The organism is Geobacillus sp. G4 (assembly GCF_040327975.1).
Lineage (GTDB): Bacteria > Bacillota > Bacilli > Bacillales > Anoxybacillaceae > Geobacillus > Geobacillus thermoleovorans.
In genome coordinates this window covers 163086-185434 of sequence record NZ_JBEPJY010000006.1, presented here as the reverse complement: position 1 = coordinate 185434, position 22349 = coordinate 163086, and the positions used below count along the sequence as shown (strand labels likewise).

Here is a 22349-nt window from a genome sequence, read left to right as displayed (position 1 = left end):
AATGAAAAACGACTGCCAACGCAGTCGTATCAAGGGTTTCATGATTTACAATTTGACAGGATCGGATATTAGAAATGGAGGAAGAGGGATTCGAACCCCCGCGGGCTGTGACACCCCTAGCGGTTTTCGAAACCGCCCCCTTCAGCCAGACTTGGGTATTCCTCCGTATGAAAATGGAGCCTATCGGATTCGAACCGATGACCTCCTGCGTGCGGGGCAGGCGCTCTCCCAGCTGAGCTAAGGCCCCATGTCTATAATGGTCGGGAAGACAGGATTTGAACCTGCGACCTCACGGACCCGAACCGTGTGCTCTACCAAGCTGAGCTACTTCCCGACATAGGCTGGTTTACCTTGCGACAATTTACATTTTATATGAACCTCAAAGGAAAGTCAATAGTTTTTTTATCTTTTTTTCGCCATAACGGATGAAAATTTATCTTTTTTCTGAAACGACCTGCATAGCTGCCGCTCCTTTTTTCCTATACTAAAAACACAGCAACCGTGTAAAGGAAAGGGGGCGCTTTGTGAAACTCATTCCGCCGGCGCGGCGCAAACGGGCGCATTTGTCGCAATTGACAACCACCCATTTCCATTTGCGTCATCCGCTTGTCGTCGCCTTTTTTTCCTTTTCGTTTCCGGGTTTCGGCAATTTGATGCAGCAACGCTACGCCACGGCCTTTATGTTAATCCTCTGGGAGCTGTTTATCAACACAAAAGCCCATATCAATACAGGTATATTATACTCGCTGCTTGGCGATTTTGAAAAGGCAAAAGCCGTTCTTGACGAACGATGGCTCATGTTTTATGTGGCCATCTACATGTACAGCATTTGGGACAGCTACCGCGGCTCAGTCGACATGAACAAGCTGTATTTGCTCGCCGACCGCGAAGATGCGCCGATCTCTTCCATCCGAATGGGAATATGGGATATTAATTATTTGGACAAGCGCGAGCCTTGGCTGGCGCTGGTCTGGTCGGTGCTCGCCCCGGGCCTTGGCCATTTGTATGTCCATAAAGTGATCACCGGCCTGTTTATCTTCACCTTTACCATTTTGGTATCGTATTTCGCCCACTTGCCCGAAGCGATTACGTACACGCTGACGGGCCGATTCGATTGTGCAACGAAGATCATCGATATGCAGTGGGCGCTTTATCTGCCATCGATTTATTCGTTCATCTTTTACGATGCTTACGTATCAGCGGTCGAATACAACAAGTTGTTTGAAAAAGAACTAGCCCACTATTTGCGGCGCCGCTTTCAGCCGAAACGGTTCGCATGGCCGATTTGATGGGAGGCGTTTCATGATTGTCATTGCCACTTTCGAGAGCCACCTATTCGTTGAACTGGCGATTTCAGCGCTTCAAGAAAAAGGGATTGCTGAACATCAGATTTTTGCAGTCCCGCTCAACCGCTCTGCCGAACCGCCGCGCCTGCTTGATACGCTCCATCACGCCAACGGGTTCAGCTTCCTTGACTTGGCGGCGATTTTAGGAACGTGCTTGATGCTGCTAGGGGCGATTTACGGCTATGTGTTGGCATGGGGTCCGATCATTTGGGGGATTATCGGGGCGGTTTCAGGCATCGGAATCGGCATTTTGCTCAAATGGTGGGTAAACCGAAAATCCACGCACCGTCAAAGCCGCACAGGCGCTGATATCGTGCTTCTCATCCGTTGCGATGAACAGCAATGGCCGGCCGTGGAGCAGTTGCTGCGGGGCCATCACGCGCTTGGACTCGCCGGCGTTCACGACAAGCAGCCGAATAGATAGGCATTTCATCCCCTTTCACTGAAAAACCCGAGGGAACACCCCCTCGGGTTTTCGCCGCTCTGCCGTTTTCAATAGACATCTCGCCGCATAAAGACAAAAAAAGCGACAAGAAGCCCTGCAAGCCCCCAGACAGCCAGCACGGCCATCGAAAAGCCAAGCGTCATCCCCTCAATCGGCGGAGCCGCTCCTTTTATGTAATCCGTCAGCCGCAAATTGACCATAAACAAATATTTTGCCGAATGCCACGACGACACCATGTTCGACAAAATCGCGCCAGAAATCAATGCTGCCAGCATGATGCCCATCACCGCCGCCGTGCTCCTAAGCAGCACGGAAAACATAAACGTCAGTGTGCCGACGACAACGCTCACAAACGCTGCCAGCCCGAGCTCGATCAAAATGTATTTCCATTGCGGAATCATGTGGACATTCGCTGTATTGAGATCCTCTCCTTGCTGGACAAATCCGGTCAATAGCGGCAGACGGAAGCCGCCATATCCAAACACGAGCCCGGAGATGGCATACGACAGCACCGCCGCCATCAGCATAATGAGCGACACCGACAGGAGCAACGCGATATATTTGCTCAACAAAATTTTCCACCGCTTCACCGGCCGAACGAGAAGCAGCTTGATCGTTCCAGCGCTTGCCTCGGACGACACTAAATCGGCCGCAACCACCATCACTAAAAGCGGCAAAAACAAGTCGATGGCGTTTTCGATAAACGTGCGCATAAACGTCGGCGCTCCAGGGGCGGACGGATTAATGTTGTGCTCTAAGTAGTACTGCTGCTGCTTGAGGCGGATTTGCAAGTATTTCCGCCATTCCTCAGACATGCTCGGCGACTGCAAGCGGTTTTGCAAATCGACGATTTGCTGCTGCAGCTGCGTCCGCCAGTCGGTCGTGCCAAGCCGTTTTCTCAACTCTTCCGTCTCGCGGTATTGGGCGTATGTAAACAAGGCGACGAGCACCGCAATGATGGCGGCGATCACCCATAGCCGCTTTTTGCGGACGATTTTCAACATTTCATTATACACGAGCTTACTCAATCGTTTCGCCCCCTGTCAGCTCGATAAACAAGTCCTCGAGCGTCGGCAGCCGCGGTTCAATTTCCGAAACCGAGACGCCGGCTTGGACAAGCTTGGCGTTCCAAGCGGCTAGTCTCGACGGCTCATATGGCGTGACGATCGTCTCTTCATCGGCGCGCAACACCTCGGTTTCCGCCGCTAACAGCGCCCGCGCCCGATCCGTTGGAGCGGCTTTCCAGACGACGCGCGCCTGTTGGTTTAACAGCCGCTCAACCGTGTCCACGGCCAAGAGCCGTCCTTTCGCCATAATGGCGACGCGGTCACACATTAATTGAATTTCACTTAACAAATGCGATGAAACAAGGACGCTCAACCCTTCCATTTCCGCCAAAAAGCGGATGAAGGCGCGCATTTCGCGAATGCCGGCCGGGTCAAGGCCGTTGGTCGGCTCGTCCAAAATGAGCACCTTCGGCTTTCCAAGCAGCGCCTGAGCGATGCCGAGCCGCTGCCGCATGCCGAGCGAATACGTGCCCACTCGGTCATGGATGCGCTGTTCAAGGCCGACGAGCTTCGCCACTTCCATGATCCGATCTGCACCAATTCCCGGCATCATGCGGGCGAAATGTTCAAGGTTTTCCCAGCCTGTTAAATACGGATACATTTCTGGGTTTTCGACGATGCAGCCGATCTGGCGGATCGCGTCGGTAAACTGGCGGTGAAGATCATACCCGCAAATCGCCACCGTCCCCGACGTCGGCCGAATGAGCCCGACGAGCATGCGGATCGTCGTCGTTTTTCCCGCGCCGTTCGGCCCTAAAAAACCGAATACTTCCCCCTCATGCAACTCAAACGAAATGCCTTTAATAATTTCCTTGCCGCGAATCGTTTTCCGCAGCTCTTTGACCGCTAACGTCACCTGTTTGGTCATTGCTCACCCTCCTCCGTCAACGTGATGAGCGAGGCGACGCGCTCTCCAATCCGCTTGTAGCCTGCCGCGTTTGGATGAAAATGGTCGCTGTACAAATAGTCGTTGACATGGAGGGCAAACAAATCAAACGTCGGCACCGCGACGATGTTCGGATAGCGGGCCGCCACTTCCGCTGATGCAAAATTCCAATCGCGCACAACCGCCGACGTCCATTTAGCATCGTCTAAATCGCCAAACGGGTTGTACAAACCGATCGCAAAAATGACCGCTTCGCTGTTGAAGCGGCGCAGCGCGGCGAAAATGCGGTCTAGGTTGGCTACATATCGCCGTTTCGCCTCATTCAGCTGCTTTCGATCCAGTTTCAACGCTTCCCCGCCTTGAAACAAGTCGTTGCCGCCGATGGTCATCACAATAAGATCCGCCATGGCGACTTGCCGCTGAATCTCAGGCTGGCCGAGTTGGCGAAGCAGTCCGTCAGAGCGAAGGCCGCGGATGGCCAAGTTCGTCACACGGATCGGTTTGTCCGTTTGCCGGCGAAGCTCATCGACCATATAGCCGACATACCCTTTTCCGCTTTCATCGCCCGTTCCTCTCGTCAACGAATCGCCAAGAGCAACAATATCCATTTTCTCGTCATGTTGCCTTGTTTCAGCCGTCGGCGGCCGTTGTTCTTTCGTCGGCGGCTTGGCGGCCGAAAAAAACTGGTCTTGCACCGCCAATGCCAGGCCGCCAAGCCAAAGCACTCCGGACAGGGCGGCAACGGCTATGAGAAGCGCAACTGTGCTCCGTCGCATGCAACCACCTCATTTCTTCATCGTTGTCATCTCTCGCGATCCGTCTTGGCATTGTTCGCCATCATTGGTTTGATCCGACAACCGCCGTTTTATTCGCCAATGTTTCAGATCCCAATACTTCTTCAGCTTCGACGCCGCTTCCTTTCCAACCAACAGCGCCCCGATCCAAAACATGATTTCCGCCGCCACAATGGCAACCGCAACGATCGACGCTTTGGCCGCAGTCGAAAACGGTAAAAATGGCGCGATGGGCGGAATGACCCAAACGACGAACGATGCGATGATGAACCCGACGCCAATGTGATGCATGACGGACCGCCTCTGTTTCACTCTTCCGTTCCCCCTTGCTCATGGACGCTCTTTCCAACAGGAATCAGGATCGCTTATTTCCACTCTAACATATACACCGCGATTTCACGAAATGATCCGCCTAAAAAACCGAACACACACAAAAACAGTTTTTCCCGTTTTTCCAATTTTCGCTTTCCCGTCAAAAAAAGAAACCCAGCCGAATCGGCCAGGCCAATCGAATGATCACCGTTGTTTCTGCCAATAATCGATCAACCCCATCGCGCACACTTGCAAATCAAGCTCGATCGCCGCATGCGCCGACGACGAAGATGGAGCGCCATGATCATCAAGAAACGCCATCACTTCGCCGCGCAACCGGTGCGCTGCCATTTTCGCCTGCTCGGCAGCCGGCGCTTCCGGATGACGGTCGACCGCTTCTTTTCCCGCCGCCACGAACTTCGGCAGCCAAACGCGAAGCTGGCGGAACGCCTCCTGCGGGTCATCCAGCATGCCAAAATGGCCAAAATAAATGCGTTCCGGTCTCAGCTTCTCAAGTCTTGCCGCCGACTGCTCCATTGCCTCGGGATCAAATTGGTTCGGAGATGTTGAAGGCAGGCAAAACGTAAGCCCCGCTTCTTGCAGCTGCGGATAAAAAACGCCGATCGTATCGCCGGTGAACACGCCGCGGCTGTACGAATCATAAATCGAAACGTGATGGTTCGCATGCCCCGGCGTATCATAAAACACAAGCGTCCGCTCCGCACTCAACTCCAACGTTTCCCCGTCCTCTTTCACGATCAATCGCTCTTCTGGCACCGGAAGAATCGGATCAAAGAGCGACTCAAACTGCGCGCCGTACACCGCCTTCGCCCCGGCAATGAGCCGCGACGGATCGGCCAAATGCCGCTTTCCTTTTGGATGGACGACGACCGTTGCATTCGGGCAATGCTGAAGAAGCAACCCCACGCCGCCCGCATGGTCCAAATGAATATGGGTGACGATGATATAGCGAATATCAGACGGATCAATATGAAGCGCTTTCAACCCAGCAAGCAAATGCGGCACCGACGGGCTTGGCCCTGTTTCCACGATCGCCAAGTTCTCTTCGTGAAGCACGTATGTACCGGTGCGCTGCGGCATGCGCAAATCATACAAATCGATGAGTGAAATGCGGCGGCCGAGATCAAGCGGCTGTGCCATATTCCCTCTCCCCCTTTGGTTGATGATGCAGAATATTTTAACATAGAAACCGGCTTCCCGCTACAGGGGATGATAAAAAAGCAGCCCCTGCCCAGAGGGCAAGAGCCGCCTTCTCGTTTCAACTGTCGTCAACGGGGCAACAACTGCTCCGCGCGCTATTTTTGAGGGCAGGCGCTGTCGACCGTTGCCCTCCGCAGCACGAACAAGCTCCCTGATGCTCAACCCGATCGCATCCAACGCTGCCGCCAACGGAAAGACACCGTCGTTTGCCAAGCACCCCCCTAATGCTTACGACACCAACTCCCTGCCAGTCGCCTTTCCTTTCCGCCCGTTTCGGATCGCCAGCCATACCGCCGCGGCCCAACCGATGACGATGAGGCCATAAACGGTCGGATACACCGGCGCAGGCGCCTCCCAAGCGTGCAGGAGCGTGCGGACGTTCGTCAAAATAATCAACCCGCCGACCAACACTCCAAGCAAATGGGACGGCAGTTTGCGCACAAGCCATGCGGCGATCGGCGCAGCGACAACGCCGCCGGCCATAAGCGTCAGCACCCAGTGCCAGTTCACTTGCTCCCAACCAAGCGAAATGACGAATCCTAGCGTCGCCGACAGCGCGACGGCAAATTCGGATGTATCGACTGTGCCGACCACCTTGCGCGCTTCCATGCTTTTATTGGCCAACAACACCGGCGTCGCAATCGGCCCCCATCCTCCACCGCCGGTCGCATCAAGGAAGCCAGCCACCAATCCGAGAGGGACGAGCTGCTTATTGGACCACTGTTTTCCGGGCGTCGACGGCGCGCGGCCGTTCAACACTAAAAATCGATAAATAATGTAAAAGCCAAGCGCCAACAAAAACAAGGATACATATGGTTTAATCAAATCTCCCGGCAAATTGCTTAAAAAGCATGCTCCGACAAACGCGCCGACCGACCCGGGAATGATGAGCCTAAAGGCCATGCGGCGGTCGACGTTGCCGAACTTCCAATGGGAAGCGCCAGATGCCGCCGTCGTCACCACTTCCGCCAAATGAACGGACGCCGAGGCGACGGCCGGAGCAATGCCGAACGTCAATAACAACGTCGACGACGTGACACCATACGCCATTCCAAGCGAGCCGTCAATCAGCTGGGCGATAAATCCTACAAACACAAAAACGATCAGTTTTTTCATTGGTTTCCCTCCGTTTGCAATGGTTGAGCGCGTTACTTATAATTTAAATCTCATTATTCATAGATGTCAACTATGAATTTTTAAAAAATAAAAAATGCGATCATTTATTTTAGTCCCTGCTCGCAAGATGACGTTGCGAACACCGACGGCTTGGCGGCCGACGGACGGAAGGCGCCGCGCGGCCGTCCATAAAGACAAACAGCCGCCTGCAGAAAAAAGGCGCCCCGAATATGGCGACGGGACACCTTTTGAATGCTGGCTTTCGATCAGAACTTCCCTTGATACCGCTCGACTTCCCAAGCGTGGACCGCCGTGCGGTAGCTGTTCCATTCGTCTTTTTTCATCGCGACGTATTCGTTGAATACGTGCTCGCCAAGCGTCGCGCGGCCGATTTCTCCGCTTTCGAACGCAGCGATGGCCTCGCCCAAGTTTTCCGGCAAGTTGTCAATGCCAAGCTCCGCACGTCGTTCTTCCGACATATGGAAGATGTCTTCATCAATCGGCGCCGGAGCGGTTAAACCTTTTTCGACACCGTCAAGGCCAGCGGCAGCGATGATGGCATACGCCAAATACGGATTGGCCGACGGATCCGGGCAACGGAGCTCAACGCGCGTCGCGACGCCGCGTTTGGCCGGAATGCGGATGAGCGCCGAACGGTTGGAAGCGGACCAAGCGATGTAGCAAGGCGCTTCATACCCTGGCACAAGCCGTTTGTACGAGTTGACAAGCGGGTTCGTAACCGCCGCAAAGTGCTTCACATTTTTCAGCAAGCCCGCGATGAATTGGTACGCTGTTTCTGACAACTGGTTCGCATCGTTCGGATCAAAGAACGCATTTTCCCCATCTTTGAAGAGGGAAATGTTGACATGCATCCCTGAACCGTTGATGCCAAACACCGGTTTTGGCATAAACGTCGCATGGAGGCCGAACTTGCTGGCGATCGTTTTGACAACCCATTTGTATGTCGTTGCATTGTCCGCCGCACCGAGTGCATCGGCATATTTGAAGTTGATCTCATGCTGGCCTTCCGCCACTTCATGGTGCGACGCTTCAATCGTAAAGCCCATCGCTTTTAAGGCGCGGTAAATTTCAAGGCGAACGCGTTCGCCCAAGTCTTTCGGAGACGGTTCGAAATAGCCGCCGTTATCGTGGAGCTCGAGCGTCGGGTTGCCGTTTTCGTCGGCTTTGAACAAGAAAAACTCCAGCTCCGGGCCGACCGAGATCGTATACCCTTTTTCCGCCGCCCGCTCGACCGTTTTTTTCAACACGTTGCGCGGATCGCCCTCAAACAGCGTGCCGTCCGGGTTGGCCACCGAGCAGAGGAAGCGCGCTTCCGCATACCCTTCCTCGACCGTCCACGGCAGCACGGCAAACGTATTCAAATCCGGCAGAAGGTATAAGTCGGAGCGGTTGATCGGCGAAAATCCTTTGATCGACGAACCATCAAACATGATTTTCCCTTCGACGACATCATCAAGCTGTTCAGCCGTCACGGTCACGTGCTTTAAGATCCCTTCAATGTCGACAAACTGCAAATGAAGAAGCTCAACGTTTTTTTCTTTGATCTTCTCTTTGATTTGTTCCAACAACTCCGTTTGTGTAGAGGAAACGAACGGCTTTGACATGTTACATTACCTCACATTCGTGCGTTTATTTTTCTAACATGCTTTTATTATAGAAAAAGAGAAGCCGTTTGGCAACACTTTTTTATCAATTTTTCTGTATTTTTATAATGAATTTTTTTGCAAACGGTTTCAAATTAGACGAATATTTATACAAAAAAAGCCAGCCGAGGAGATAATCGTCTCCTCGGCCGACTTTTTCTATCCACTATTGATGTTACGTTTTCTCCTCACGCCGACGCCACGAGCCGGACGAAATGATCGGCAGGCCGGCGGCTTTTTCCGGCAAGTACACGTAGACGTACCCTTCGATTGGTTGGCGGGCGTCGTGGACCCATATCCGCTCATATTCGTTATCGTCCCGTCCTTCGGCGTAGTCTTCAAGCTCATCCATCGCTTTGAGCCCTTCCTCCATCACCGTCAGCCATTCCCCTTCCACTTCTCCTTCTTCACCGAGCACAAGCGCAGGGTACGGGCCAACACTGTACAAACGACCGTTCACCTTCCCTGGGGATACGGCGCAAACATAGGGAGCTACGACATCATGGTTGTCCTCGCCAGTCAGCAACGTGCCATACACAAACACTCGATATCGTCTTTCCGCCATCTCGCTTTTCTCCTTTTATTTACATAACATTTATTTATGAAAACTCGAAGAAAAAACAAAAACAATGGAAGCCCTGCCTCTCATCCATCCTTGCCGCTCCGCGGCGGCGCCAGTGTGAATTTGTCAAGCGGACAGCGGGCAACGAAAAAGCCGCGCCAGCTTCATGAGCGGCAACGGCACGGCTTGCGATGATCCCGCAGCAAACGAATGACGCTTTCTCCATCATATCCGTTCGACAACGGGAAGTCAAGCAAAAGTTTATGCAGATGGCTTCCATTTAATGCTGCAGCCGATGCTCGGTTTTTGCTTTTCCGGCACCGGACGGCCCTCCAACAAGGCGTCCAGCGCGGCGCGGATCGATTCACCGGTCACCGGGATGCCGTTGTTCGGCCGCGAATCATCAAGCTGGCCGCGGTAAACGCATTTCAGCTCACGGTCGAAAATATAAAAATCCGGGGTGCAGGCGGCGTCGTACGCCTTCGCCACTTCTTGCGTTTCGTCATACAAGTATGGGAACGGGTAGCCAAGCTCTTTAGCCACTTTTTTCATGTTTTCGGGCGAATCTTCCGGATATTGTTCAGCATCGTTGGAGTTGATGGCGACAAACGACACCCCTTTGGGCATATAATCGTTTGCTAGGCGAACAAGCTCGTGCTGTACATGCTTTACAAACGGGCAATGATTGCAAATGAACATAATGACAGTCGCTGCGTCCGATTTCACATCCTCAAGACGAACGACGTTGCCATCGATGACATTCGTGAGGGCAAACGGGGGCGCTTGTTTGCCAAGCGGAAACATATTCGATTCGACAGCTGGCATACCTAACACCCTTTCTTCCATTTTTTCTCTTTCTATTATACCAAAAGAGAGCGGAACGCCACAAATAAACCGCCCAAACCGACCGAGCGGCAGCGGCATATGATGCCACATAGACGAACGGAAAGGAGGCTTTTCCCATTGATTTACATGAACAAACAGATGACCCCGCGCGTGTACGGTGCAACTCCGCCTCCCTCCTCGCATTCGGTGTTTTATTACCGACGCGCCAAAACGGAACAAATGATTGAAGAGCAAACCCAGCTGCTTGAACAATTGACCGAGGCGTTCCTTCGCCTCAAGCTGGCGGTGGAGGAAGGACGAAAGCAGCAAGCCGATGATCGTGAGAAAATCGCCGATGCCTTGACTCGGCTTGAGCGTTCGCTTGCCGCCGGGCAAACGGAACAAGCCGAGCATAGCGGGCGTCTCGTCAAGGCGCTGGACGGCCTCAAGGGGATGGTGGCGGCAAGCCAAACCGAGCAAACGGAACTGTATCGCGAACTAACTGAAACCGTTTCGCGCTTCATTGATGCCTCTAATGCCGGGCAAAACCTGCAGGCGGAGCAAAGCAAGCAATGGGCGGCAGCGTTCGACCGGCTTGAGCAATTGCTCGCTGCCGGACAACGAGAACAAGCGGAGCTCGCCGAAACGCTGGCCCGCCTTGAACGATCGATCAACGCTCACGAGCAGATGGAGCACGAACAGCGGCGCGCATGGGAGGAGCAGTTTACAAAAGAAGAAACAGCGCGCCAAGCGGTCATCGAAGCGTTGATGGTGCAAAGTGAAGCGATGCACCGGCTTGAGCGGCAATCGACTGAGCGGGAACAAACAACCGAAAGAATGGCCGCCCGCCTGGAAGGACAAGACAAACTGTACCAAAAATTAGTGGAACAGCTCGAGTTGCAGCACGTCTTTCACCAGACCGTCATCGAGCGGCTTGAAGCGCAAGAGGCGGCGCAATACAAAGTGACCCGCCAGCTCGACAGCTTAAAAGAAGCGCTGTATGAACGATGCTCCTTTATCGTTGACAGCGTCAAACAACTGTTTTCCTCGTTCTTTTCCGGGAGGGGGCGCAGCCAAAAAATCGACCGCCAAGCCGCTGAACCAAAAAACCCGATCCGCTTGTAGAATGTCATCCTCTTTCGGCGTCTGCCGCCATCCGCCGGCTGAAACGGCGGACTGTTTTTTTGGCTGGCTGCCGTCGGATGGCAAAAGCAAATCAATGGACAACAAGAAACGAAACATCCCATAATAAGAACTAACCATTTTTATCATCTCGCGCCGAGAAGACCCCCACTTCTACGCGTTAGCGTAGGTGGGAGAGCGTTCAACCGCAAGGAAAAGAAAGCCTTGATACATCAACATTTCGAGAGGGAGGAGAAATGATCATGCCGCTAAAGCTCAGCGTTCTTGATCAATCGCCCATCGCCGAAGGCATGACCGCGGAAGAAGCGCTTGAAAACACGGTCCGGCTCGCCCAGTTTGTCGAAGAGCTCGGCTACAAGCGTTTTTGGGTGTCCGAACACCACGACGCGAACAGCCTCGCCGGCTCGTCTCCAGAAGTGCTGCTTGGACACATCGGGGCGAAAACGTCGCGCATTCGCATCGGCTCAGGCGGAGTGATGCTGCCGCACTACAGCGCCTATAAAGTGGCAGAAAACTTCCGCGTGTTGGCGGGTCTAGCCCCCGGCCGCGTCGATCTCGGCATCGGCCGCGCGCCTGGCGGCATGCCGCGGGCGACGATGGCGCTCCAAGACGGCCGGCCGCGTTCAGCGGACCGCTATCGGGAGCAAATCGATGACTTGCTTGGGTATTTGCACGATGCGCTTCCGCCCGTCCACCCGCTTTATGGCGTCAAGGCGACGCCGATTGTGCAATCGCCTCCAGACGTTTGGCTGCTCGGATCCAGTTCGGAAACAGCGAAGCTGGCGGCGGAAAAAGGGCTGCCGTACGCCTTCGCGCAATTTATTAACGGCGAAGGCGGCCAAGAGTACATGCAACTGTATCGCGACCGGTTTACCCCATCGCCGCATTTGGACGAGCCGCGTACACTCGTGGCTGTATTTGCGATTTGCGCCGAAACGGATGAAAAAGCGGAATGGATCGCGGGAAGCCTTGACTTGACGCTCCTCATGATCGAACAAGGGATGGCCGTCAACGGCACGCCGAGTCCGGAAAAAGCAGCCGCCTACCCATACAGCCCGTATGAACGCAAACGGATCGCAGACAATCGGAAGCGGATGATCGTCGGCAGTCCGGCGCGCGTCAAAGACGAGCTGTATCGGCTGAGCGAAAAGTATGAAACAGAGGAAATCATGCTCGTGACGATTACATACGACTTCGAGGATAAACTCGCGAGTTTCCGGCTCATCGCCGACGCTGTATGGGGGTGAATGCGATGCAGATTCTCTCCATTAATGTCGGGAAGCCGAAAACGCTCCACATCGGCGGCCAGCGGATCACAACCGGCATTGACAAAACGCCGGTCGCTCATCCCGTTGCAGTCGGCAAACAAAACTTGGCTGGAGATGGACAAGCCGACCTCGTCCATCACGGAGGAGAAGATAAAGCGATTTGCGCCTATCCGTCCGAGCATTTCGTCTATTGGGAAGAGCGATACGGCCGCCCGTTTACGGCGGGGGCGTTTGGAGAAAACTGGACGCTTCTCGGTTTGACGGAAGACGATGTGTGTCTTGGCGACATTTATGCTGCCGGCACGGCGCTCGTACAAGTGTCACAGCCGCGCCAGCCGTGCTCCAAATTGGCGTTCAAACATCAGCTGCCCGATTTGCCGAAAGCCGTCTGCCAGACAGGAAAAAGCGGGTTTTACTTTCGCGTTCTCAAAGAGGGCGTCGTCGCTCCAGGCGCGCCGCTCGTTCTCATCGAGCGGGGCGCGGGGGCGCTATCCATCGCGTATATCAATCACATTTACTATCATGAGCGGGACAATGCCGCTGCCATGAAGCAAATCGCCAGCCATCCAGCCTTATCCGCAAGCTGGCGCGAAGCGTTTCAAAAGCGCCTCTCCGAGCGAACGCGTCCTTAAGCCTATGCTGGCAAGACACGCCCGACACAAGCCGGCGTTTCACATAGCGATAGAAAGGCGCCCTGATCGTCGACCCTCGCGACACATGGCTTTGTTCAACGATCGGGGCGCTCGTTTTCGGTTCAGCGGGAGAGCGGCGTCGCCGGGCAGGCGCATTCCTCATCGGGCCGCATGCACACTGCGTTTCCAATAGCGGCAATACAACTGGAAATAAAATCCTTTTGCAGCCAACAGCTCTTCATGCGTCCCTTGCTCGATCACTTTGCCGTCGTTGAGCACAAGGATGCGGTCGGCATGTTGAATCGTGTTCAACCGATGGGCGATGACCAAGCACGTCCGGCCGTTCATGAGCCGCGCGAGCGCGTCTTGAATGCGCACTTCGGTCACCGTATCGATGTTGCTCGTCGCTTCGTCCAAAATCAAAATGGCCGGGTCGGCGATCATCGCCCGAGCGATGGCCAACAGCTGCCGCTGCCCTTGGCTGATTCCGCCGCCTCCTGGGGCCAAAACGGTGTCATAGCCGTCCGGCAGCTTCATAATAAAGGAGTGGGCGTTCGCCTGGCGCGCCGCCTCCTCGACTTCTTCATCGGTCGCCTCAAGCCGGCCGTAACGAATGTTGTCGCGGATCGTTCCGGCGAACAAAAACGTATCTTGAAGCACAAATGCCATATGCCGGCGCAAGCTCGCCCGCTTGATCGTTCGGCTGTCGCGCCCGTCGATCAAAATCACTCCTCGATCTGGATCGTAAAAGCGGGTCAACAGCTGCAATACGGTCGTTTTGCCGGCTCCAGTTGGGCCGACAAGCGCGACCGTCTCTCCTGGGGCGATGGAAAAGGTGACGCCGTCGAGCGCCGGGCGCTGTTTGTCGTAAGAAAAGACGACTTGACGAAACTCAATGCGTCCATCAAGCCGGTCCAAGGCCGCCGCTTCCCGCTCGTCTTCCTCTTCTTTCGGCAAATCCAAAATTTCCAACACCCGTTCAGCGCCAGCCAACGCCGACAGCAACGTGTTCCATTGGTTGGCCAAATCGTTGAGCGGTCGGGTAAACTGGCGGGCGTATTCGACAAACACGACGATCGTCCCGACCGATATCGCTCCTTTGGCCGCCAGCCATCCGCCGACGCCAGCGATGAGGGCGAAGCTTACGTTGTTTAAAAAGTTCATCAGCTTCGGGATGAAGCCGGAATACGTTTGCGCCCAAAACCCGGCTTGTTTCAGCTCGGCGTTTTTGCGCGCCAATTCAGACTCCATCCGCTCTTCTTGGGAAAACAGCTTCACGACTTTCTGTCCGGAAATGACCTCTTCGATAAAGCCGTTCATCTCACCGAGCGCCCGTTGCTGCTCACGGAAACGCACCCGCGTCCGGTTGGTGATCCAGCGCATGCCCACATACATCAGCGGCACGACAACAAGCGTTACGATCGTCAACACAACGCTCTGTGAAAGCATGACCACGATAGCGCCCATCAAAGTCAACGTGCTCGAGACGACCTGAACAACAGTACTGTTAAATGTCTGGCTCATATTGTCGATGTCGTTTGTAATCCGGCTCATCAGCTCCCCTTGCTGGCGGCGGTCAAAAAACGAAATCGGCAGCTCATGAAAATGGCGAAACAACCGCTCTCTGATCGCATGCACCGTCCGCTGGCCGACATCGATCATCCAATAGTTTTGCAAAAACGTCGCCGCGCCAAGGGCCATATAAATGGCAAGAAGCAAAACGAGCGTCGCTAAAAAACCGTCCGTCCTCCGCTCGACGATGTACACATCGACCGTCCAGCCGATGACGTACGGACCGGCGAGCGCCAGCGCTGAGCTGACGACAACCATGGCCATAGCCGCAAACAACTTTCGCTTTTGCGGAGCGATGAACACCCAAAGCCGCCGCAAAGTGCCGACGCTGTTTTTTGCCCGCTGCGGACTTGCGCCAAAACGCGCTCCGTGCGGGCTATGCCGTAGTGACATCCACCGATCCCTTCTTTCCTTCCTGTGTGGCGACGATGCGTCGATACAGTTCGCTTGTCGCCAGCAGTTGTTCATGGCTTCCTTGCGCGATCAGGCGGCCGTCTTCCAAAAGCAAAATCGTATCCGCCGCCATCGCTGTACTCACCTTTTGCGTCACCATCACCGTCGTGCACGCATACCGCCGCAACGCTGCGAGGAGCTTTGCTTCCGTCTCTGCATCGAGCGCGCTTGTGCTGTCATCCAAAAGCAAAATGCGCGGTTGCCCAACCAAGGCGCGGGCGATCGACAGCCGCTGCTTTTGTCCGCCTGATAAATTGACGCCCTTTTGACCGATCAGTGCGTCGTATCCATCCGGAAACCGAGTGATCGTTTCATGAATTTGTGCATCACAAGCCGCCTTCACGATCTCTTCCATCGTCGCGGTCATCTTGCCGAAGCGGAGGTTGTCGGCGACCGTTCCGGAAAATAGCAGCACTTCCTGCGGAACAAAACGAACATAGGCCCGCAACTTCTCCGCGGAAAACTCACGCACGTCGATGCCGTCGATCAACACTCGCCCGGCGTCTGGTTCATACAGACGGGGGATGAGCTGAAGAAGCGTCGATTTGCCGGAACCAGTCGCCCCTAAAATCGCCGCCGTTTCTTGCGGATGAATGACAAACGAAATGTCGGAGAGCGCATCGTGCCTGCTGTCCGGGTAGCGGAACGAAACGTGCTCAAAACGAATTTCCCCGCGCCGGACGATCGGCCCATCGGCTCTGTGCTCCCCGCTTCGTTCTTCTGGCACCTCAAGCAGTTCAGCGAGGCGGGCGGCCGAGGCGCGCGCCCGTGAAAACGCCATCGTAATAAACGTAAACATCGACAACGCCGCCGTCGCCCGCGTCGCGTAGTTGACGACAGCGACGACTTGCCCGGCGCTCGCCGCGCCAAACTCAACATCCAGGCGGCCGAAAAACAACAGCGCGATGATGGCGGTGTTCATCACCACCAACAATATCGGGGTGATCGTTTCAACGAGGCGAAGCACACCCATCGTCCGCTCCATGAGCTCATCATTCGCCGCCGCAAATCGTTCTTGCTCGTATTTGTTTCTCATCCACGCTTTGATGAGACGCATGCCGGCCAAATTTTCGCGCATCACGCCGTTGACGCGATCAAGCGCTCGTTGGACGGCGGAAAAGGACGCCGCTGCCCTTTGTACAACCCACAATAAAAAAGCGGCGGATAGTGGAACAGCCACCGCCAAAACGAACGCTAGGCGCGCATGAACGACAAACGCCATCGCAACGCCAAAGACAACGAGAAGCGGCGCGCGCAAGGCGATGCGCAAGCTCATAAACAACATATTTTGCACTTGCGTCACATCGTTCGTCATTCGGGTGACGAGCGAAGCCGGCGACAGCTGCTCGATGCGCGCAAGCGAAAATGATTGGATTTTGGCAAACAGCGCCGTCCGCAGCCGAAATCCATACTCCTGCCCGACATAAGCGGCGGCAAATGAGTTGGCGATGCCCGAGGCAAACGCCAACAGCGACGCCCCGAGCATCACGGCTCCCCACGTGAAAATGGCCGCAACATCCTGTTTCATGACGCCATCGTCGATGATTTTCCCCATCAACAGCGGCTGCCAAAGCTCGATGATGAGCTCGATCAACATAAACAACCAAGCTAACGCCATCCACTTCCAGTATGGCCGCAAATAGATAAGCACCCGCCCCATGTCTGCGCCACTCTCCTCTCCATTCCGATCGGGGGCCCAGCCGCCGTTCATCGTTGTGTATAATTTTATTCTAAACACGAAATATTTATTTGACAATGAGAATGCATTTGCAGAAGCGGAGATGCTCCCGGTCAAGAGGAAAAACCCCCGAGCGAATGCCTCGTCGCTCGGGGTCCATCGGCGGCAATAGGGGAACAACTGGTCTGTTCAGTCGTTTCGATCGAGACGCCCGACTGGCGGGAGACGGAACAACACCGCTTCCAGACCCATGCATAGGTCTGTGAAGCAGGGGGTTGTTCAGTCTTCCGTCACACCTTGGCTCAAGCAGTCGGAAAAATAGACGACACGCTTTTGGGCCAGCGAGATGTGAAACCTTCCGGTTGATTCGGCATGAGAGCCATGTCTATGACTAACGCTGACGCCATGCCGAATAAAGCGCCTCCTGGCTAATATGGTCGAAAGAGCTTGGCGGTGCAAGGGACAACAGCTGTTGTTCATCGCCAACGATCGGCAGCAGCCGGTCGAGCTTGGCCATCAGCAAAATCTTTTCTATAGAGGCGTTATCCCGGACGACGATGGCCATGGCGCGGCTTTCGCTGACGATTTGCTTAAAAAAGCGGACAAGGAGCGAAAGCCCCGTGCTGTCCAAAAATCGAAGGCCGCTCACGTCGACAACGACAAGGCGGCGCTTGACAGCAGCCACCGCCGTCGCCAGCTTTTGTTCCGCCGCGAGCTGCGTATCATAGGCGAGTCGTCCAGTTAGCTTGATGCATTCGTATGCGCGTTCTACAACCATTTCCAATTCAAACGACAACCGATGCTGTTTCATTGTATCCCCCTATCGTTGACCAGCCATGCCCTGCCCTCGGCCACCACCCGCATTCGTTCCGATCACATGGGTGCATCATTGCACCAAATCCAGTTACGTTGCATTCCGACTCATTTTCATGACAAGCATCCGACGGCCGCCCTTTTGCTCAACCCACATAACGTCATCCATAATTTCTCGGATGAATAGCAACCCTCGTCCCGATTCGGCGAGCAATACATCAGAGAGCGTCATTTGATCAAGCTGCTCGATCACTTCCGCCGGAACGCCGCCGCCCTCGTCTTCAACCGCCACGGCCACATCAGCGCTTGTGACGAAAAAGGAGAGCGAAATCGTCCCCGCCTCCATCCCCGCCCGTTGAACAGCTTTAACGGCATTGACGACCGCTTCATGCACCGCCAACACAAACAATTCCGCATCACGGACAGCAAACAACGAAGCAGCCTGCTCCGCAAGGAGATGGCAAACCAAAACCGCTTCCTCGTCCGCCCGGCAGCGCACGATCCATTCACACACCACCAAGCGTCCCGCCTATCCATGAACCGTGATGGACAATAAGCAAATGTCGTCCGAAGGGCTGACAAGCGGCGGACCTTGGCTGATTAAACGTTCGAGGAAGCGTTTATCCGGCAAATGGCGGCACATTTGCGTACATAAGCGAATTTTTTCAATGCTTTGCAAAATCGACGGGTCGATCTCCTCTAAAATGCCGTCTGTATACAAAAGGAGGCGGGCCCGCTTGTCGTAATGAATCACCCCTTTTTCAAACGGCAAGGAAAACGGGCTGCCGATCGCCAAACCGCCTTTGTCCAACTCATGGACGCTTCCATCGTCAAAAACGAGCAACCCAGCCGGATGGCCGGCGTTCGTATATTCAATTTTCCGCTCTTTCGTGTCAATCACTAAATAAATCATGGAAAATAAGTGGCGTATGGCGTTGGCCTCATCCGGGAACAACGTTTGCACATGCTTTTCCAGCTCGCTCGCCACCGAGACCGGATCGATGACGCGCACGATCAATCCGCGCAAAAGCGAGCGGAGCAACATGCTCACCAAGGCCGACGAAATGCCGTGCCCCATCACGTCGATGACGATGACCCCGTAGCGGTATAGATCGATTTGGTAGCACGCGTAAATATCGCCCGACAGGTCATCGGACGGAATATACACAGCATCCATCGTCACCGCCTCGTTTTGAATGAGCGGCGTCAGCAAATTTTGTTGAATTTTTTTGGCCAGCTCGACTTGGCGCCGCCGCTCCGCCTCTTTTTGCTTTTGCTTCGTCTCGTCTTCGACAAGGACGATATATCCATCCGCCTGAAGCACGGGAATGACCGTATAGGCGACATTGGCGGACGTGCCGTCCCGGCGCTGCACCATCCCTTCGCCGCATCGCTGCTCTTGGGGAGAAAACGGAAGCCATGTTTGGCTGCCGCAGCGAAAGAGCGACCATATCGGGCGGCCGACCGCCTCTTCTTTTCGACGCCCAAACAGCCGCTCGGCACTAAGCCCCCAATCTTGCACGGTTCCGTCCGCCGCCACCGGAACAACCGCAAACGGGGCGGAATCGTAAATGACCCCGAGCAACTCAGACGGCGTCGGTCGATCAGCCGGAGGCATAGCGGTTTGTTCAACAAAATGCCAAACGAGCCATTCTCCTTCGCTGCCTGATAGCCGATAAACGTTCATCCAACTCGTACATGTTTTCCCGCTTTTCGCTACATGGCGCGCTTCTCCTTGCCAACACCCGTCCTTTTTTACCGCCTCGGCGATGCCATCTAACAACGCGGCCGACCACTCGGCTGAAAACAGAACGCCGACCGGCCGCCCGACTAATTCGTTTTTGGCAAATCCGAGCCATCTTGGCGTCGGCTCGCTGACCGCAACAATCGAAAGTTGACGGTCGGTAATCACCATGCCGCTGCCCAACTGTTCCGCGTCTAGCTGATCGATCGCCTGTACATTCGCCTTCACCATCGTTCAACCCTTTTTTGTTATAATCAACATCCATCGCTTTTAGCTGACACCGGCTTCCCGAAACAAAAACGCGCATCGGCGCCGGGTTGTTTCCACCCCGCCTTCGGGTTGCATGTTCAGCACCACATTTCGCCCATTGTTCCCATTGGGAACAGATTATTGTTGGTATTCGCGGTCTTTTGTTGATTTTCCTGCTCGCTGGCGCATAAATCTTCTAGTCCGTTTTTCTTATTTTGCTGATTGTCCAAACCGCCGGCGAATCGCCGCAATCACAAGCAAGAGCACCGGAATGATGATTTGCAGCGGGATGTGCAAGTAAATGGTGACAATTCCCAGACCCTCATGAATGTGCTCTGCATAGTTGCTGGCGATGGCAACAGATAAAAACAGGACAAGCAATCCAAGCGGATAAATAATTCGCTGATGCCTCGAGACACTAAACAGGTGGGCCGCCCCGACGACCCCGGCATAAAAAAAGATGGAGATTTTAAAAAAACCGCCGATAATGAGCGCAATCATAAAAAAAACATCAAGCCGCTCGAAAAAATGGGCGACTTGCACGCGACGGATCATATCAAGCAGCGGAAACGCTGAACGCGACGCCGCATCCGGTCCGAGAACGGCCATATTGATCGCCGCAATGATCGCCAAGTTCACCCCGGTGAGCACCATGCCGGCGATGGCCACCCGGCTTGCTTTCGCGGGGTTGTTCATATACGGAAACAACATCGTAAACACAATCATCTCACCAAACGGCACATACAACGTTTCCGTGAACACGGTTTTCCACACTCGGTTCCATCCTTCTTCCAACATCGGCTGCAGCTGCAAGACGTCCATGATTCCCGAAACACACACGAGCACAAATCCGAACAGCCCCAACACATAAAGCAGCGTCAAAAACAGCTCGCCGGTGCGCGCCAACACTTCCAAACCTTTATAGGCGCCGTACATGACAACCAGCGCCATAATGGCGTTTAACACAAACAGCGGCGTTTCCGGGTAGGCAAATGTCAACAACAGCTCGCCAAAATCGCGCAGCACGCGGGCGGCAATGTAAAGAAAATACGTCACATATATCATCCCTAACAATTTGCCTAGCGGCGCCCCAACGATGTGCTGCATATAGACGATCAGCGGCTGGTCAGGGTAGTAGCGGAACAAACGCCCATATACAGCAAATAAAAGCAATCCGAGCACCAGCCCAAGCAAAATGGCGATCCATACATCTTGCTTGGCGCTCGTGCCGAGCGGAATGACGATGGCGCTGCCGTGTTCGAACAACACGACAAGGACGAACAGTTGACGCGCATTGATTTTGATCGGTTCCAACCGGTCTCACCGCCTTTGCCTCATCCATGTTCCCCGTTGGACTCATTCTGCTTCTACATACGGTTTGTTCCGCAAGCCGGTGCGGCGGATATACATATCTACAGTCACCATGACGTCAAGATTTGGAAAATATCGGTCGTTCCATTCTTTCTCAATTTTCTTCCATAAGCGCGGGTCTACGCGGTGAACAGCGTCACCGAATCCAAAAATATCGGTCCGCTCGCGCTGGGCAGTTTCAATCGCCTGCTTCACCTCGTTTTTAACATGGCGCTCAATGTCTTTTTCCAATTGAAACAGCACGCCGGCATCCGCTAAATCAATCGGCACGCGCGCTTCGCTCACATCCCCTTCCGCCCGAATATGAACGGAAACCGTCGGCCGGCCGTGTTTCACCGTCGCCTTGATGTCCGTTTTCCCGCGCACCGTTCGATAGCCAATGGCTTCTTTTTTTCCCTTCCACGGAATGGTGATGTTTGTTTGCTTAATCCGATCGAGCACCCAGACAATCCCCCGCGCTGGCGGCCCGTCCACCCAGCCGACAAGACGGCCTTTTTTAAACAGCGCCAGCCCCTCCAAACTGACGCGTGCGTCCGGCACTGATGATTGCACGTTCGTTTGCCGTTTGCCGCGCTTCGGATTTCCCTCGATTGTCACGCCGGTGACGGTAAGATCGCGCCCCGAAGACGCCAAACTGCGAATCGCCTGCCAAACATCGGCGTTGATCGTTTGCCCCCAAGCCATCTCAGAAAATTCCAACGTTTTAATAATTTGATTGGCAGAAATTTTGTCAACCGGCGTCAGCACGGTAAGCACATCTTTAGCCGATTGACCGCGGGCGATGACCAAGCGCGCCGTCGTCCGAAACTGGTTGTTGCGCTCCATGGCGTCAAACACCCCATCCAACCCTTCGCGCGCCACTTCTTCACCGATGACGACCAAGTTTGTATGCGCATAATAAAGGAGACGCGACACCTTTTCCGACGCTTTCCGGCTCGCTTCAACCAAACTGTCGCCGGTCGACGTGTAAATCGACACCGGCACGCCGGCCGCGCCTCCCCCGCGCTGCGTCGCGCCGGCGACGTTTCCGGGGTTGACGACTTGAAATGAAGCCAAATACTTCCCATCTTTGGTTTTATCAAGCCCCACAGCAATGACAAACGCTAAATCCGTCAGCTCCTTTTTGCTCCAACAGCCTGACAATAACCCAGCACAAACCAAAAGAGGAAGGACGGCAGCAACCATCCG

General features: G+C 54.5%; 21 protein-coding genes and 3 tRNA genes. 5 read left to right on the top strand and 19 right to left on the bottom strand.

Features of this window, described 5'->3' with window-relative positions; all coding sequences use genetic code 11:
* Nucleotides 1-75: 75 nt before the first annotated feature.
* The 3 genes from ABS784_RS09720 to ABS784_RS09710 all read right to left on the bottom strand — a co-directional run bounded on the left by ABS784_RS09720 (nt 76) and on the right by ABS784_RS09710 (nt 334).
* Nucleotides 76-165, bottom strand: a tRNA-Ser gene (locus ABS784_RS09720).
* Between the two features lie 9 nt (nt 166-174).
* A tRNA-Ala gene (locus tag ABS784_RS09715) sits at nt 175-247 on the bottom strand.
* A 10-nt stretch (nt 248-257) separates the two neighbouring features.
* Nucleotides 258-334, bottom strand: a tRNA-Pro gene (locus tag ABS784_RS09710).
* 190 nt (nt 335-524) lie between these two features.
* On the opposite strand from ABS784_RS09710, the gene ABS784_RS09705 reads away from it, so the two are divergent.
* Both ABS784_RS09705 and ABS784_RS09700 read left to right on the top strand, forming a co-directional pair.
* A complete protein-coding gene (locus ABS784_RS09705) occupies nt 525-1289 on the top strand; it encodes a hypothetical protein (protein ID WP_011231140.1) in 765 nt (254 codons plus the stop codon).
* Nucleotides 1290-1302: 13 nt separating this feature from the next.
* Nucleotides 1303-1770 carry a hypothetical protein gene (locus ABS784_RS09700; protein ID WP_021321939.1) on the top strand — a complete coding sequence of 156 codons (468 nt, stop codon included), beginning with the start codon at nt 1303-1305 and terminating at the stop codon, nt 1768-1770.
* Nucleotides 1771-1838: 68 nt separating this feature from the next.
* On the opposite strand, the gene ABS784_RS09695 is transcribed toward ABS784_RS09700, so the two are convergent.
* From ABS784_RS09695 to ABS784_RS09655, 9 genes are all read right to left on the bottom strand, one after another.
* Nucleotides 1839-2819 (bottom strand): ABC transporter permease, encoded by a 981-nt coding sequence (locus ABS784_RS09695; protein WP_011231139.1) that lies wholly within the window; start codon nt 2817-2819, stop codon nt 1839-1841.
* A complete protein-coding gene (locus ABS784_RS09690) occupies nt 2812-3726 on the bottom strand; it encodes an ABC transporter ATP-binding protein (protein ID WP_352512306.1) in 915 nt (304 codons plus the stop codon). The genes ABS784_RS09695 and ABS784_RS09690 overlap by 8 nt, the downstream gene beginning before the upstream one ends.
* On the bottom strand, nt 3723-4520 hold the full coding sequence (locus tag ABS784_RS09685; protein WP_011231137.1) for an SGNH/GDSL hydrolase family protein: 798 nt from the start codon (nt 4518-4520) through the stop codon (nt 3723-3725). Before ABS784_RS09685 ends, ABS784_RS09690 begins: the two co-directional genes overlap by 4 nt.
* Nucleotides 4521-4529: 9 nt before the next feature.
* Nucleotides 4530-4829 carry a transporter suffix domain-containing protein gene (locus ABS784_RS09680; RefSeq protein ID WP_014195759.1) on the bottom strand — a complete coding sequence of 100 codons (300 nt, stop codon included), beginning with the start codon at nt 4827-4829 and terminating at the stop codon, nt 4530-4532.
* A 225-nt stretch (nt 4830-5054) separates the two neighbouring features.
* On the bottom strand, nt 5055-6011 hold the full coding sequence (locus ABS784_RS09675) for an MBL fold metallo-hydrolase (RefSeq protein ID WP_352512304.1): 957 nt from the start codon (nt 6009-6011) through the stop codon (nt 5055-5057).
* A gap of 288 nt (nt 6012-6299) precedes the next feature.
* Complete coding sequence (locus ABS784_RS09670) at nt 6300-7187, bottom strand: sulfite exporter TauE/SafE family protein (protein WP_352512302.1); 888 nt, start codon at nt 7185-7187, stop codon at nt 6300-6302.
* A gap of 266 nt (nt 7188-7453) precedes the next feature.
* On the bottom strand, nt 7454-8812 hold the full coding sequence (glnA, locus tag ABS784_RS09665) for a type I glutamate--ammonia ligase (RefSeq protein WP_352512300.1): 1359 nt from the start codon (nt 8810-8812) through the stop codon (nt 7454-7456).
* Nucleotides 8813-9026: 214 nt separating this feature from the next.
* Entirely contained in the window at nt 9027-9416 is a 390-nt protein-coding gene (locus tag ABS784_RS09660) for a gamma-glutamylcyclotransferase family protein (RefSeq protein ID WP_352512298.1), read from the bottom strand.
* A gap of 258 nt (nt 9417-9674) precedes the next feature.
* Nucleotides 9675-10238: a thioredoxin family protein gene (locus ABS784_RS09655; protein WP_021322406.1), complete on the bottom strand. Its 564-nt coding sequence runs from the start codon at nt 10236-10238 to the stop codon at nt 9675-9677.
* 138 nt (nt 10239-10376) lie between these two features.
* Between ABS784_RS09655 and ABS784_RS09650 the strand changes: the two genes are divergently transcribed.
* The 3 genes from ABS784_RS09650 (at nt 10377) to ABS784_RS09640 (ending at nt 13281) form a co-directional block, all read left to right on the top strand.
* Nucleotides 10377-11363: a coiled-coil domain-containing protein gene (locus tag ABS784_RS09650; RefSeq protein WP_066233671.1), complete on the top strand. Its 987-nt coding sequence runs from the start codon at nt 10377-10379 to the stop codon at nt 11361-11363.
* A 260-nt stretch (nt 11364-11623) separates the two neighbouring features.
* The gene (locus ABS784_RS09645) at nt 11624-12628 is read left to right on the top strand and encodes an LLM class flavin-dependent oxidoreductase (RefSeq protein WP_013523714.1); all 1005 of its coding nucleotides are present in this window, start codon (nt 11624-11626) and stop codon (nt 12626-12628) included.
* Between the two features lie 5 nt (nt 12629-12633).
* On the top strand, nt 12634-13281 hold the full coding sequence (locus ABS784_RS09640) for an MOSC domain-containing protein (RefSeq protein WP_352512295.1): 648 nt from the start codon (nt 12634-12636) through the stop codon (nt 13279-13281).
* Between the two features lie 159 nt (nt 13282-13440).
* On the opposite strand, the gene ABS784_RS09635 is transcribed toward ABS784_RS09640, so the two are convergent.
* The 7 genes from ABS784_RS09635 to ABS784_RS09605 all read right to left on the bottom strand — a co-directional run bounded on the left by ABS784_RS09635 (nt 13441) and on the right by ABS784_RS09605 (nt 22346).
* A complete protein-coding gene (locus ABS784_RS09635; RefSeq protein ID WP_352512293.1) occupies nt 13441-15246 on the bottom strand; it encodes an ABC transporter ATP-binding protein in 1806 nt (601 codons plus the stop codon).
* A complete protein-coding gene (locus tag ABS784_RS09630; RefSeq protein WP_352512291.1) occupies nt 15230-16966 on the bottom strand; it encodes an ABC transporter ATP-binding protein in 1737 nt (578 codons plus the stop codon). The genes ABS784_RS09635 and ABS784_RS09630 overlap by 17 nt, the downstream gene beginning before the upstream one ends.
* 409 nt (nt 16967-17375) lie before the next feature.
* A complete protein-coding gene (locus ABS784_RS09625) occupies nt 17376-17795 on the bottom strand; it encodes an STAS domain-containing protein (RefSeq protein WP_352512289.1) in 420 nt (139 codons plus the stop codon).
* A gap of 93 nt (nt 17796-17888) precedes the next feature.
* Nucleotides 17889-18314, bottom strand: coding sequence for an ATP-binding protein (locus ABS784_RS09620; protein WP_014195747.1), 426 nt, complete (start codon nt 18312-18314; stop codon nt 17889-17891).
* Between the two features lie 12 nt (nt 18315-18326).
* The gene (locus ABS784_RS09615; RefSeq protein WP_352512287.1) at nt 18327-19772 is read right to left on the bottom strand and encodes a SpoIIE family protein phosphatase; all 1446 of its coding nucleotides are present in this window, start codon (nt 19770-19772) and stop codon (nt 18327-18329) included.
* A 228-nt stretch (nt 19773-20000) separates the two neighbouring features.
* Nucleotides 20001-21104, bottom strand: coding sequence for a GerAB/ArcD/ProY family transporter (locus ABS784_RS09610; protein ID WP_352512285.1), 1104 nt, complete (start codon nt 21102-21104; stop codon nt 20001-20003).
* 42 nt (nt 21105-21146) lie between these two features.
* A complete protein-coding gene (locus tag ABS784_RS09605; protein WP_407067056.1) occupies nt 21147-22346 on the bottom strand; it encodes a Ger(x)C family spore germination protein in 1200 nt (399 codons plus the stop codon).
* Nucleotides 22347-22349 lie beyond the last annotated feature (3 nt).

What these genes read in the sequence shown, in the direction of transcription:
- ABS784_RS09670 (WP_352512302.1), bottom strand. Translation starts at nt 7,187, where the DNA reads ATGAAAAAACTGATCGTTTTTGTGTTTGTAGGATTTATCGCCCAGCTG.
- ABS784_RS09640 (WP_352512295.1), top strand. Translation starts at nt 12,634, where the DNA reads ATGCAGATTCTCTCCATTAATGTCGGGAAGCCGAAAACGCTCCACATC.
- ABS784_RS09680 (WP_014195759.1), bottom strand. Translation starts at nt 4,829, where the DNA reads ATGCATCACATTGGCGTCGGGTTCATCATCGCATCGTTCGTCGTTTGG.
- ABS784_RS09645 (WP_013523714.1), top strand. Translation starts at nt 11,624, where the DNA reads ATGCCGCTAAAGCTCAGCGTTCTTGATCAATCGCCCATCGCCGAAGGC.
- ABS784_RS09630 (WP_352512291.1), bottom strand. Translation starts at nt 16,966, where the DNA reads ATGGGGCGGGTGCTTATCTATTTGCGGCCATACTGGAAGTGGATGGCG.
- ABS784_RS09635 (WP_352512293.1), bottom strand. Translation starts at nt 15,246, where the DNA reads ATGTCACTACGGCATAGCCCGCACGGAGCGCGTTTTGGCGCAAGTCCG.
- ABS784_RS09655 (WP_021322406.1), bottom strand. Translation starts at nt 10,238, where the DNA reads ATGCCAGCTGTCGAATCGAATATGTTTCCGCTTGGCAAACAAGCGCCC.
- ABS784_RS09685 (WP_011231137.1), bottom strand. Translation starts at nt 4,520, where the DNA reads ATGCGACGGAGCACAGTTGCGCTTCTCATAGCCGTTGCCGCCCTGTCC.
- ABS784_RS09690 (WP_352512306.1), bottom strand. Translation starts at nt 3,726, where the DNA reads ATGACCAAACAGGTGACGTTAGCGGTCAAAGAGCTGCGGAAAACGATT.
- ABS784_RS09675 (WP_352512304.1), bottom strand. Translation starts at nt 6,011, where the DNA reads ATGGCACAGCCGCTTGATCTCGGCCGCCGCATTTCACTCATCGATTTG.
- ABS784_RS09605 (WP_407067056.1), bottom strand. Translation starts at nt 22,346, where the DNA reads ATGGTTGCTGCCGTCCTTCCTCTTTTGGTTTGTGCTGGGTTATTGTCA.
- ABS784_RS09700 (WP_021321939.1), top strand. Translation starts at nt 1,303, where the DNA reads ATGATTGTCATTGCCACTTTCGAGAGCCACCTATTCGTTGAACTGGCG.
- ABS784_RS09615 (WP_352512287.1), bottom strand. Translation starts at nt 19,772, where the DNA reads ATGGTGAAGGCGAATGTACAGGCGATCGATCAGCTAGACGCGGAACAG.
- ABS784_RS09625 (WP_352512289.1), bottom strand. Translation starts at nt 17,795, where the DNA reads ATGAAACAGCATCGGTTGTCGTTTGAATTGGAAATGGTTGTAGAACGC.
- ABS784_RS09660 (WP_352512298.1), bottom strand. Translation starts at nt 9,416, where the DNA reads ATGGCGGAAAGACGATATCGAGTGTTTGTGTATGGCACGTTGCTGACT.
- glnA (WP_352512300.1), bottom strand. Translation starts at nt 8,812, where the DNA reads ATGTCAAAGCCGTTCGTTTCCTCTACACAAACGGAGTTGTTGGAACAA.